At 54.7% G+C, this 12,083-nt stretch carries 10 protein-coding genes; 4 read left to right on the top strand and 6 right to left on the bottom strand.

Annotated features, from left to right (window positions below; all coding sequences use genetic code 11):
- The first annotated feature begins 25 nt into the window (after positions 1-25).
- The 3 genes from QN378_RS02190 to QN378_RS02180 are packed head-to-tail and all read left to right on the top strand — an operon-like array spanning position 26 to position 3,009.
- Positions 26-1,216 (top strand): NAD(P)/FAD-dependent oxidoreductase, encoded by a 1,191-nt coding sequence (locus tag QN378_RS02190; RefSeq protein ID WP_322206512.1) that lies wholly within the window; start codon positions 26-28, stop codon positions 1,214-1,216.
- Positions 1,213-2,022 (top strand): aldo/keto reductase, encoded by an 810-nt coding sequence (locus QN378_RS02185; protein ID WP_323546792.1) that lies wholly within the window; start codon positions 1,213-1,215, stop codon positions 2,020-2,022. The genes QN378_RS02190 and QN378_RS02185 overlap by 4 nt, the downstream gene beginning before the upstream one ends.
- A 39-nt stretch (positions 2,023-2,061) precedes the next feature.
- Positions 2,062-3,009: a metal ABC transporter ATPase gene (locus tag QN378_RS02180; RefSeq protein WP_322206510.1), complete on the top strand. Its 948-nt coding sequence runs from the start codon at positions 2,062-2,064 to the stop codon at positions 3,007-3,009.
- 99 nt (positions 3,010-3,108) lie between these two features.
- Here QN378_RS02180 and hldE read toward each other — a convergent pair whose 3' ends face one another.
- Together hldE and msbA are read right to left on the bottom strand one after the other, a co-directional pair.
- Positions 3,109-4,530 carry a bifunctional D-glycero-beta-D-manno-heptose-7-phosphate kinase/D-glycero-beta-D-manno-heptose 1-phosphate adenylyltransferase HldE gene (hldE, locus tag QN378_RS02175; RefSeq protein ID WP_323546790.1) on the bottom strand — a complete coding sequence of 474 codons (1,422 nt, stop codon included), beginning with the start codon at positions 4,528-4,530 and terminating at the stop codon, positions 3,109-3,111.
- 193 nt (positions 4,531-4,723) lie between these two features.
- The gene (gene msbA / locus QN378_RS02170) at positions 4,724-6,523 is read right to left on the bottom strand and encodes a lipid A export permease/ATP-binding protein MsbA (protein ID WP_322206508.1); all 1,800 of its coding nucleotides are present in this window, start codon (positions 6,521-6,523) and stop codon (positions 4,724-4,726) included.
- Between the two features lie 106 nt (positions 6,524-6,629).
- Between msbA and QN378_RS02165 the strand changes: the two genes are divergently transcribed.
- Complete coding sequence (locus QN378_RS02165; RefSeq protein ID WP_322206507.1) at positions 6,630-7,280, top strand: toluene tolerance protein; 651 nt, start codon at positions 6,630-6,632, stop codon at positions 7,278-7,280.
- Positions 7,281-7,283: 3 nt separating this feature from the next.
- Here the strand turns inward: QN378_RS02165 and QN378_RS02160 are convergent, their stop codons facing one another.
- From QN378_RS02160 to QN378_RS02145, 4 genes are all read right to left on the bottom strand, one after another.
- Positions 7,284-8,510, bottom strand: a complete 1,227-nt coding sequence (locus QN378_RS02160) for an O-antigen ligase family protein (protein ID WP_323546788.1) — start codon at positions 8,508-8,510, stop codon at positions 7,284-7,286.
- Positions 8,510-9,391: a glycosyltransferase family A protein gene (locus QN378_RS02155; RefSeq protein ID WP_322206505.1), complete on the bottom strand. Its 882-nt coding sequence runs from the start codon at positions 9,389-9,391 to the stop codon at positions 8,510-8,512. The genes QN378_RS02160 and QN378_RS02155 overlap by 1 nt, the downstream gene beginning before the upstream one ends.
- A 292-nt stretch (positions 9,392-9,683) precedes the next feature.
- On the bottom strand, positions 9,684-10,640 hold the full coding sequence (locus QN378_RS02150; RefSeq protein WP_322206504.1) for a glycosyltransferase: 957 nt from the start codon (positions 10,638-10,640) through the stop codon (positions 9,684-9,686).
- 30 nt (positions 10,641-10,670) lie between these two features.
- Positions 10,671-12,077: a PIG-L deacetylase family protein gene (locus QN378_RS02145; protein ID WP_322206993.1), complete on the bottom strand. Its 1,407-nt coding sequence runs from the start codon at positions 12,075-12,077 to the stop codon at positions 10,671-10,673.
- Between the last annotated feature and the right edge of the window lie 6 nt (positions 12,078-12,083).

Below are 12,083 nucleotides of genomic sequence, written 5' to 3'. Positions count from 1 at the left end.
ATTCGTATAGCCACTGAGGTCGCTCATGCCATCTGTGTCCACTCCCTCCATCCTGACCACTGACGTACTGATTGTCGGAGCTGGCGCTGCCGGTCTCTGGCTGAATGCGCGTTTGCGGCGCCAAGGGTTCTCGACCGTTGTAGTGGAAAACGCCAGCCTGGGCGGCGGACAAAGCACAAAATCCCAAGGGATCATCCACGGCGGCGCCAAATACGCGCTGCATGGCGCCTTGAGCGGGGCATCGGAAGCAATCGCCGACATGCCTCGCCGCTGGCGTGAAGCATTGTCAGGCAAAGGCGAGCTTGACCTGTCCAGCGTGCGCCTGCTGTCCGAAGCCCATTATCTGTGGTCTCCAGGCACCCTCGCGGGCAACCTCACCAGTTTTTTTGCCAGTAAAGCCGTGCGTGGCCGCGTCGACCAAGTCACCGGCGCTGACTTGCCACCTGCGCTGCAAAACCCCGCATTTAAAGGCAAGGTCTATCGGCTGGCTGAGCTAGTGATCGACGTGCCCAGCCTGATTGAACGCCTTGCCGAGCTGTCGGGCGACAGCTTGCTGGCCGGCGAAAAAATCGAGCCGCTGTATGCAGGGGAGGAGTTAGTCGGACTGCGGGTCGATGGCCGGGAGATTCATGCTCAGCGGGTGGTCTTGAGCGCAGGAGCAGGCAACGCAGAGCTGCTCAAATCTCTGGGTGTCACCTTCCCGATCATGCAACGCCGCCCACTGCATATGGTGATGGTCAAAGGTCCAACGTTGAAACCGCTGTACGCCCACTGCCTCGGCGCAGGGCCAAAACCTCGGATCACAGTCACGACTCATTTGGCAGCTGACGGTCAGTGGGTTTGGTACCTGGGCGGCGATCTATCTGAAGCTGATGGCGTTGCTCGCAAACCGGAAGCACAGATTGCGGCGGCAAAAAAAGAACTAGGCAATTTGCTCCCGTGGGTCGATTTGAGTCAGGCACAGTGGGCGACTCTGCGTGTTGATCGCGCAGAGCCCTCGCAGTCAGGCCTTGTCAGGCCAGACAACGCCTACTTATCGACACAAAAAAGCCTACTGGTGGGTTGGCCCACCAAACTCGCCCTGGCCCCTGACTTTGCAGATCGAGTACTGGCAGCGCTGGCACGCGATGGTGTTCACCCAACGCCGCAGCTGCCTTTGGTTGGCTTGCCAAAACCGCCGATGGCGATACCTGTGTGGGATCAATTACTGCCATGAAAGCCCTGCACGAACTGCATCGCCCATTGGGCAGCACGGGCTTGAGCGTTTCTCCGCTGGGTCTGGGTACCGTGAAGTTGGGCCGTGATCAAGGGGTCAAATACCCCAACGGTTTCAAAATCCCGGATGACCATGAAGCACGGATGCTGCTTAAATTGGCGCGGGATTTAGGCATCAACCTGATCGACACCGCACCGGCTTATGGCTCCAGCGAAGCACGTCTCGGGCCGCTGTTGCGCGGACAACGTCATGAGTGGGTCATCGTCAGCAAGGTCGGTGAAGAGTTCGAAAGCGGCCGGTCACGTCATGATTTCAGCGCGGCACATACCCGTCTGTCAGTTGAACGCAGCCTCCAACGCCTCGAAACCGACTTCATCGATTTAGTGCTGGTTCACTCCGACGGCAATGATTTAGCCGTACTTAATGACTCTGGTGTCTATGAAGCGCTGGCCGAAATGAAACAACAGGGCAAAATTCGCGGTTTTGGTTTCTCCGGAAAAACCGTCGAGGGCGCCTTGCTGGCGTTGCGCGAAGGCGATTGCGCAATGGTCACCTACAATCTCAACGAGCAAACTGAAAGGCCGGTTCTGGACTATGCCACCAGCCATGGAAAAGCCGTTCTGGTAAAGAAAGCGTTGGCCAGCGGGCATGCCTGTCTAAGCCCGGGAATTGATCCGGTTCGGGCCAGCTTCGAGCTGCTGTTTGCACATCCAGGTGTCGCCAGTGCTATTGTCGGAACGATTAATCCTCTGCACTTGGCCCATAACGTGGCAATTGCTGCCGCCGTGATTCTTGGCAAAACCTGAGTCTGGCGACAGCCGACCCCAACGAACGAAGGAGCCGCAATGCCGCGAACGTTGATTCGGAAAAACCCCAGCAACTTTAAAACCCTGCCATTAATTGTCGATGCCACACCTGAAGGTTTGAGTTACCAGAGCGTCGGCATGCCGTTGAATTTCTCCCAGACACTGCAGCGTCGTCGCAAGATCGACGTACCCGATGCCGATCGATTTTCGGTGGAGCTGGCCAATCTTGGGGTCTCAGTACGGCTGACCTTGAATTGGCAAAATCGCGATTACTGGGTGCTGGTCCGCCAGCGTCGGCAAGACCGTGGCGACGTAGTGCTCAAGTTAATTTCCGGCTATGTGCCCGCCCATGAATTAAATTTGCCCCTACACACCGCCATTCAAGAAGTCGCCGAAGAATGCCTGATCGAAACCCCGCAGGGCTGGCTTAGCGGGCGATTCGGCGACACGTGGCTGCCGGCGCCCTATGCTTCGGCGTTGCACTACCGTGAGGCCCTACCCTTTCGCTTAAGTCCGTTATCCGGGGCTGCAAGACCAGTGCGCTGTGGCAACATGATGCTGATGGAACGCCCGCGCGCATACGTGCATTTACCCACTTCATCACTGCAATTGATCTATGACATGCGCCTGGAAGTGCCCAAAGATGCACGGCCGCTTAGCCTGTTCCATGTCGATGAGAGCTTGGAAAACGACGAACTGGTGGCACGTCTGAACCGCAGCAAGCCGGACCTGTATTTAATGCCGCTAGAAGACGGCGTGCCCAAAGCCGAGTTGTACACGCTCAAGCGCGACAAGCTGCAACCGGCAGGAACCCGCGGACTTTACTTGGCAGAAAGCTTTGCAGAGCAACAGGGCTGGGTTGTAAGAGAAGAACGAATTCGCTGGAAGGACTGGCTAAGGCAGCAAGGCATGACACCGCCGCCGAGAAAGACCGGTCTTAAACGCTTGACCGGCAAACTGATGCAACTCGCCCGCGGGCGTTTGTAATTTACGCGCCGATAGTCTGTGGAGCCAACGTGTTGGCGAATGCCCTGACGCGGTTGATACACCGCCTCGCCACAAGTTAGCTCCAGATAACCCTTCAAATCACTGGTTACGAATTTTCTCGACGATCGCCGTGGTTGAGCTGTTCGCGACCAGGCCCAGCACTTTGACCGTGCCGCCGTACCCTTGAACAATCTCGGCGCCAACGACTTGATCGATACCGTAATCACCGCCCTTGACCAATACGTCCGGCTTCACTTGCGACAACAGATTTTCCGGCGTTCCCTCGCAGAAGCTGATCACCCAATCCACCGCCCCTAAGCCAGCTAATACGGCCATGCGCCGGTCAACGCTGTTGATGGGTCTACCCGGCCCTTTTAAGCGGCTGACAGACGCGTCATCGTTAACCGCTACGATCAAGCGATCACCTTGAGCGCGGGCCTGCTCCAGATAAGTCACATGCCCGGCATGAAGAATGTCAAAGCAGCCATTGGTGAAAACGATCGACTCTTTGTGCGCGCGCGCATCATCGATTGCTAGCAGCAGTTGTTCGAGGCTAAGAACACCTCGTTCAGATCCCTCTTCGCGTTGAATCGCACGACGCAATTCCGGTGCGCTGATGGCCGCAGTACCTAGCTTGCCGACCACAATCCCCGCAGCCAAATTAGCCAGTGCAACAGCGTGAGGAAGCTCTTCGCCTGCGGCAATGGCAGCCGCCAGAGTAGAGATCACCGTATCGCCAGCCCCGGTGACATCAAAAACCTCACGGGCACGGGCGGGCAAATGCAAGGCGGGCTGATCAGGACGGAGTAGGGTCATGCCGTGCTCGCCTCGGGTGACCAACAGCGCTCCTAGGTTCAGCTCGCTCATCAACTGCGCGCCTTTGGCGACCAGTTCAGCCTCGTCGGTGCAATGACCAACAATCGCTTCAAACTCGCTGAGGTTCGGGGTAAGCACACTGGCGCCGCGATAAATCGAGAAATCCTTGCCTTTGGGATCGGCCAGTACCGGAATACCTCGCGCCCGTGCCGCCTGAATCAGGACTTGATGGTTTTGCAATGCACCTTTGCCGTAGTCGGACAGCACCATGACTTTGATACCGTCGAGCATGTTTTCAACATCGGTGCTCAGCGCTTGCGCATCAGTGGCGAACGGTTCTTCAAAGTCGATACGCAGCAGTTGCTGGTGACGGCTCATGACCCGCAACTTGACGATGGTCGGCTGATGGGCAATGCGTTGGAAACGCGCATTTACACCTGCGCCTTTAAGGCTATTGGCGAGGCTGTCGGCCGCCTCATCTTCCCCTGTCACCCCGACCAAAGAGGCCGGCGCGCCTAAGGCAGCAATGTTCAAGGCAACGTTAGCGGCACCGCCTGGGCGATCCTCGATTTGCTCGACCTTGACCACTGGCACAGGCGCCTCAGGTGAAATCCTTGAGGTTCCGCCATGCCAATAACGGTCGAGCATGACATCGCCAACCACCAAGACAGGCGCCTGATCGAAACGCGGCATGGACAACTTCATCAAACAACCCGTTACTAGAATGAACAAGGGCGGAATCTTAGCACAGGGTTGGAAAGGGGACTCTAGGTGGCTGAACGGCCGATGACTCAGGATGCTCGAGGCGCGAGGCATAAAGCTTCTCGAATGAATTCGCTCCCAGTGGGGATTGCATATGCCCCGGTGGGAGCGAATTCATTCGCGAAGGATTTGACGGTCAGGCGATACCCGCTACCACTACTGGATCATCCAGACCCAAAGCATTCAGACGAGCGTAGTAGCCATTCTGGGCGAGCAATTGCGCATGAGTGCCGCGCTCGACAATGCAGCCTTGATCCATAACCAAAATCATATCAGCCTTTTCGATAGTCGATAGACGGTGCGCGATGACCAGCGTGGTCCGGCCTTTCATGACTTGATCCAGCGCCGCCTGAATATGACGCTCTGACTCGGTATCAAGCGCCGAGGTTGCTTCGTCCAGAATGAGCAGCGGCGCATTTTTGAGCAAGGCCCGGGCAATCGCCAGACGCTGGCGCTGCCCACCGGAAAGCAACACCCCGTTTTCACCCACTTGAGTGTCGAAACCTTCCGGCAACTGCTCGACGAATTCCAGCGCATAAGCATCGGCGGCAGCGGCTTCGATGTCCGCACGCGGTGCACCCGCCAGGTCACCATAAGCAATGTTATTTGCAATGCTGTCGTTGAACAGCGTGACGTGCTGAGTGACCTGAGCAATGTGCCGACGCAGATTGCGCAGGCGGTACTCTTCAATGTCAACGCCGTCCAAAAAGATTTCACCGCCACCATGATGGTAGAAGCGCGGGATCAGACTCGCCAACGTTGACTTACCACTGCCCGAACGCCCAACCAATGCAACCATCTGCCCAGGTGCTGCCGTGAAGCTGATGTTGTTTAGCACCTGCCGATCTGTACCAGGGTAGGTAAAGCTCAAGTTCCGCACTTCAAGATGGCCGCTAACACGGTCACGCTCAACAGTCCCGGTATCGAGTTCTGGTTCAACGTCCAATTGCTCGAAGATGCTTTCAGCGCCAGACACACCTTTCTGAATGGTCGAACTGACTTCCGACAGCTGGCGGATCGGTTTGGGTAGCAGGCCCGCAGCAGTTATGTAAGCTACCAGATCACCGGGGGTCGCATCGCCACGCAGGTACAGCACTAAAAACATCAGCACCGCCATGGCGGTATAAATCACCAGTTGCAACATTGGCGTATACACGGCACTGGTCTTGTTCATCCTCAGTTGCTTATCGGTATTGCCTTGGCTAGCAGCCCGAAAACGCGCTTCTTCATAGTGCTCGCCACCAAAGCTGCGGACCACGCGGTAACCTTGAATGGTTTCCGAGGCCACGTGGGTCACATCGCCCATGGCGACTTGAATCTTTTTACTTTGACGGCGAAATTTTTTGCTGGCACTGCCCACCATAATCCCGATCACAGGCAGGATTGCCAACATGACAATGGTCAGGTGCCAGTTCATCCACAGCAAATAGATAAACAGGAACACCACCGTCAAGCCTTCACGAATTACAGTTTTAATTGCGTCGGTAGCCGCGCCGGTAACCATGGTGACGTTGAACGTAATGCGTGAAATCAGGTGACCCGAGTTATGCGTATCAAAATAACGATTGGGCAACACCAACAGCTTATTGAATAATTCGACGCGCAAATCGTGCACCAAGCCTAGCGAGACTTTGGCCAGAAAATAGTTGCCCAAGTACGAACCCAAGCCTTGCCAGGCAGCAATCAACACGATCAACAACGGCACCGCTTGCAAAAGCTGCAAGTCTTGCAGATACGGAACATTGGGAAATAATGCGGCTTCCGGATTGCTCAGGCCATCGACAAAATACTTGAGGATACCGGCCAGCATCGGCTGAGTTGAAGCAAAGATCACGAAACCGATGATGCTGATGACAAAGATGCCGATATAAGGCATGACATAGGTCAGCAGTCGGAAATAGATTTTTATACTGGAGCTTTGTTCTGGGTTGCTCATAGTCATCGGTACAGAAAAGAGAGCCGGAATACTATCACAGCCCGGAGCCATTAAACCCTAGGCCACCCGGCTGGGGTATGATGGCCGCCATTTTGAAGGAGCCCGCATGCTCGCACTCGCTTACGCTGACTACCAGGCCTTACGCAAAGATGCGGAGGTGATCGAGGCTGATTTTTTTGGAGACAAGGTGTTGCGCCTCGAAGACGGCAACTTCATGAAATTATTTCGGCGCAAACGGCTGATCTCGTCCGCGGCGCTATTCCCCTATGCCCAACGGTTTTCCGATAACGCACTTGAGTTAAAAAAGCGTGGCGTGCGCTGTCCGGATATTCTTGCCACCTACCGGGTCGCTAATATCGCCCGTGACGTAGTGCATTACGAACCATTACCCGGCCTGACATTACGGCAAATAATCGCTGATCCCGCGCACTTCAGCGATCCTGAGTTACTCCAGGCGTTTGGCCGTTTCGTCGCGAAACTGCACAATTTGGGGATTTATTTCCGCTCACTGCACTTGGGCAACGTGGTGATGACGCCAGACAACGAACTGGGGTTGATCGATATTGCCGATTTGCGGACCTTGCGCGGTCCATTGCGCAAGAGCATGTGCCTAAGAAACTTCCAGCATATGCGCCGCTATCGGAGCGACCATGAGTGGTTACTTCAAGAGCACGGCGCACATTTCTTTAACAGTTACAGCGCCCACAGCAGTCATGGCTGGGAGCGCAGTACCTTGGCAGAAAAGCTAGCGCTTTAGGATTCAGAGGCGGTTACTCAATGTCCGCTCGCTGACCGGCGTCCTACTCAGGCATAAACTGAGCAGAAACGGCACCCAGACCACCATCCACATCGCGCGCGCGCGCCCGAACAATACAAACACATCAAACTGCAAGGCCACCGAGGCAAAGACCCACGCCAGCAGCACCGCCATGCCAAGCGCCTGATCGCGACAACGCCAGGCGCGCAGTCCAACCCAGCCCCAGAGAAACACCCAAAGCGCGGTAAAAATCACGCCATATTGCAACGTCGTATCCAGCACGAAATTATGACAGTGGTCGAAGATCACACCACCGGCAGATACGGCATAACTGGCGCCAAGACCTATGCCGAGCCAAGGGTGCTGCGCAGTAAGCTCTACTGCGCTCTTTATTAACGCCAGCCGTTCGGAATCACCTCGCTGTAACAAGGAAGGCTCAAGTAAAAACAGAAAACCTGCAGCGATCACCAATACCACTGCAAGGGTTCTGTAGAGCGGTCTTCCTCCCGCCAACATCACCACACCAGCAACCGCCACCAATGAAAGAAGCGGGCCACGGCTGCCGGTCATGATCACAAATGATAGTGAGCATGCTTGCAAAGCGGCCCACGCCAGCCGTGCCCACATGCGTTGAGGCCACCAAGTGCAACTTAGAACCAGCAAAAACCCGATGGTATAACCGGCTGGATTGGGATTATCCATATAGCTGCCGAAGCCATACATTCTCGGCAGACCGCGCATTGGAAATGCAATGATCGACACCAGAGCGTATACGCCAGCCATCGCGCCCCAAATAATAAGCAGACTTTGCAACTGCCTATTGAACATCCGACCCCAAACGATCCAGCCCAATACCAGCGACAGAAAAAGCAGTTCGCGCTTGATCAACGTCAGATAATTTTCACCCGTAACACTCCAGCTCAGGGAGATGACTGACCAGCAAAACAAAAGAAGAAACAGCCACAGTTCATGCCGAACTTGGACGGTATCGCGAAAATCCCCAAAACGTTTGATTAGCAAATAGATAGACGGTAAGTACACAAACGCCGTTAACAACCAATCAAAAAGCTTCATTGAGGGTGTCAACAGCACCCCTGCGACGCTCCAAAACAAACCAAAGCCAAGCAGTAGGCCAGCGATTCCGAAATGATTGCGGAGCGCCCTCAATTGCGTTTGGATGTCGCTGAAGCCGTCGATGAAATTACTGGAATGTTGAATATTGCGGCTCACTAAACACCCTTAACTTTATTAGTTTTGAAGAGAAAATGCCTAAAGCGTTTCCACGTGAGCCTGTTCCAGCGGTAAACCGGAATGCTGGAAAACAATCCGCGAGCGAATGCCTTGTCGGCGACCACCGACTCTTTTAACGCTTTATTGACGATTGCTAATTTAGCTGACGCATAAGCTGGGTTTTCTTTGTATAACTCAATGACCTGCAAGTCGTAAATCAACTGACTCTTGTAAGCCACCTTCGAAATGTTTGTATCGTGTCGACGGTATAAGGTGACGAAGTCAGGCAGGATATCAACGCGATAATCCAAATGCGCAATTTTCAGGGTCATCTGAAAATCCTGGACCTTGATGGATGGATCGTAGCCGCCAACCCTGTCGATTGCTGCACGGCGGTACATGGCAACTGGCGCACCTACCGCGTAGGCCTCTGCGAGAAGTTGATCGAACGTCCAGCGCTGCACCGATTTTTTGGGGGCCTCGCTGTGTTTGAGGAGCGTCCCTTCGGCGTCGATATAGATGACCCTGGCACCGAGCAGGCCAACGTCCGGGTGCTCTTGCAAATAACTGACCTGACGACGCAAACGGCCTTCGAGCATCACGTCATCGGAGTCGTGGGTAATGATGAATTCGCCAGCGGCATGGCTCAAAGCGGTATTCAGCGCGGCACTGACACCCTGGTTTTCCTGCTGATAGAACTGGAAGCCATGGATCTGGCGCAACGCCTCGATTTTCTGAGCGCTGGAATCCGTCGATCCGTCGTTAACGACAATCAATTCAAAGTTGTCATAGTCCTGCCGCAGGATGCTCAACAGGCACTCTTCGATGTATCGCTCGTGATTAAAACACGGCACCAAAATCGAGACCAAAGGCCATTTCATGTTTACATCCAATCCTTCGCTTAATGCCGCTGCTTGGTTGCAGTGGTGGTTCGCATCTGCTTGGAGTTTGCAAAAACAGCAATCTCGCCTGGAAATAAGTGCGCATCCTCACGCAGCGCACAGCTTATTGCCATCATTATTGTTAAAGCCGACATTTCATATAAAAGACTGCATGCTTACGCCAAACCACCCTCGCCCACGCATTTGCGTCTCCATGCAAAGCACGTAAAACCAAAGCAGCATCCCCTTAGAAACGGTGCCCGTCAAACCAATGTAGAGTTCATCCGACGCGTTAAATACCAAACTTCCCACGTAGACGGTCGACCCAGGTGAGCGGCGTTTGAGCACCCAACGCAGGCTCGAGCTCTTGGACAATGCGTTTACCAATAGCTGCGAAACTGAATTGGGATGAGACAAGATTTCTACCGCTGATCGCTATGCGCCCAGCCATTTGGGGGTCAGCGCGTAACAATGCGAGCTTTTGCTGCAACTGGGCAATAGTGCTGTAAAACACCACGTTATGCATATCTTGCAGACCTAATGCGTCGTTTTCGGCCGCCCCTTGATCGAAGGCCAACAGCACGCAGCCACACGCCATAGCTTCGAAGTTCTTGATCATGTATTCGCCCATGCCAACATCAGCGCTTACAAAAAACCGAATCCGATTCAACGTGTCACAGTATTCCTCACCGGATTTGGTACGGGTCACCACAAGTGTTTCAACTCGGCCTAACTCTTCAAGCAGAGCCTTGCGGCCGCTATAGGCAATGCTGTCAGTGCTGCCGACGAAGGCCAGTTCGATATCCCGCTCGCGCCCTTGGTCCTGCAATAAGTTCTGATCGTAGCCTTTGGGGACGAACACTGCGTCGAAACCTTCTTCGCGCAGGCGCTTGCTGACCATAAACCCTGAACTTATAACCCGCGCCCACGGCAGCTTGCGGTAATGCGCGCTAAATTTGCCGGTGTATTTGCAGGGAATATAATTTTGATAGGCATCGTGTTCAAGAATGACCAGATTAGGTACCGTACGAATGAACGGGACTTGGCGAATCTCTTGTTTGAAGCGGAGAAAGAAAACGATGCGATCGTAGCGTGTGATATCCACTTCACGCCGAAAGTAGCCTCGCAGATTTCGCTGTTCAGCAGAGGTCAGCCAGCGTAAATCACACTCACAATGCTCCGCGACGCCTTCATATAGACGATCCAGAATGGCACGCTGTTCCTTTTGCACCAAAAATAGAACTTTCATCGTTTTCCCCAACGCGCGCTGCAGGCTAAATCAATGGTCTTTGCGCCAGAACAATTCGTGTCGGCGAACAGCTTTTCTAAAAAATTCATTTTCACCTTCAGCCGGCCAACGTCGGCCAGCCAGCAACTGTTGCAACCAACGGCGAACCCGGCGCTTGAACGGCGGTAACGGCTGCAAATCGTGCATCATGCCCAGCGCCATGGCCTTGTCACGTTGTGCCGAGGCCGAAAGCTCAAGGCTGTAAGGGATCAAATCGACGCCTGCAAAATAAGGCGGCAAACTCACGCCAGTGTAGGCGTTACCCATGGGCCAACGGTCGTTATCATAAAGATGATTGGCATAGCCGAGAATCGTCTGCGGCTGCCATTCCAATCCATGCAGCGCCTCAAGCACTGCTGCCTGAGCGCAAATATGATCGGGATGCGGATCAATTGATGGATGCGGCATGACCAACACTTGAGGACGAGCCGTCAACAACAAAGCTCGCAGATCGGCGAGTAAGTTGTTCCAAGTCGGCGCACCGTCCGAATCGCCAGGCAGCAGCATCGGATTGAACTGCCGAAACAGTCGGGTATCGCTTAACTCGGCTTCGCGGGACGCTATAGGTTGCTCCGGCGCGGCCTGCATTGCCGGGAGCTGCAGACAGAAATACCCGAGCTGTACGCAGTGCGCTTCCGGCACCCCACCCCAACGCGGCACGGCGACGCTGTCCCATGCACGCAAACGACCTTTGACTCGGGCGGCTTCGGCAGGTTGCATGCCCATTTGCCGATAATGCTCGGCTTCGATTTCGCCAGCAGTGAGGGTCACGATCCAGGCTTCGGCGGCTTGGCTATATAAGCCGAACGCGGCCAATTCGGCGTCGTCAGCGTGAGGCGCAATCACCATGACTCGCTGGCGTCTGACGTCAGTGTGACGAAACACCCACAACCTCGGCAGCCCCTGCAAACGGCAAAACCGACCGCGCACACGAAGCGAACCATCCGCCAACGCGGCGCCAAGGCCAGTCAGATTCAGGTAGCGCAAACCGTCGACCCCGCGCTCGAAGGCTTGTTGGTCGCGTAGGTCAGTGCCCAGCAGGTTGATGGCAGGGTCAAGAAAGCGTCCAATCCACGAACTTTTAATCCGTAGCCCAAGGACCAAGGTTTCATCGCCGGTCAACGCCAACGGTTGACCCACTTGCAAAAATTCGCCCTCCAGACGGACATTCGGCTGTTCGCAGTCATCCGGAAAACGGTAGTGATAATCGTCTTTGGGGGAGTAAAACAAATGGTCGGCAAACCAGGCTTCATGGGCCACCCATGCGAGGACCGCCAACAGCAGCGGCAACCACCACGCTACCAGAATGCCTATTACGACTAGTAATAACAGGCCGATCAGCAGCACCGCGCGTTTGTTGCGACGATGGCGCTTAAGCAATTGCTGCTTGCGGTTCACGCCCGA

This window comes from Pseudomonas sp. 10S5 (assembly GCF_035019745.1).
In the GTDB taxonomy this organism is placed as follows: Bacteria; Pseudomonadota; Gammaproteobacteria; order Pseudomonadales; family Pseudomonadaceae; genus Aquipseudomonas.
The sequence above is the reverse complement of the archived record's forward strand: the minus strand, read 5'-3'. Positions and strand labels throughout refer to the sequence as shown.

Excerpts from the sequence above, each read along its gene's own strand:
- QN378_RS02165 (WP_322206507.1), top strand. The coding sequence starts at position 6,630 with ATGCTCGCACTCGCTTACGCTGACTACCAGGCCTTACGCAAAGATGCG.
- msbA (WP_322206508.1), bottom strand. The coding sequence starts at position 6,523 with ATGAGCAACCCAGAACAAAGCTCCAGTATAAAAATCTATTTCCGACTG.
- hldE (WP_323546790.1), bottom strand. The coding sequence starts at position 4,530 with ATGAAGTTGTCCATGCCGCGTTTCGATCAGGCGCCTGTCTTGGTGGTT.
- QN378_RS02185 (WP_323546792.1), top strand. The coding sequence starts at position 1,213 with ATGAAAGCCCTGCACGAACTGCATCGCCCATTGGGCAGCACGGGCTTG.
- QN378_RS02155 (WP_322206505.1), bottom strand. The coding sequence starts at position 9,391 with ATGAAATGGCCTTTGGTCTCGATTTTGGTGCCGTGTTTTAATCACGAG.
- QN378_RS02190 (WP_322206512.1), top strand. The coding sequence starts at position 26 with ATGCCATCTGTGTCCACTCCCTCCATCCTGACCACTGACGTACTGATT.
- QN378_RS02150 (WP_322206504.1), bottom strand. The coding sequence starts at position 10,640 with ATGAAAGTTCTATTTTTGGTGCAAAAGGAACAGCGTGCCATTCTGGAT.
- QN378_RS02180 (WP_322206510.1), top strand. The coding sequence starts at position 2,062 with ATGCCGCGAACGTTGATTCGGAAAAACCCCAGCAACTTTAAAACCCTG.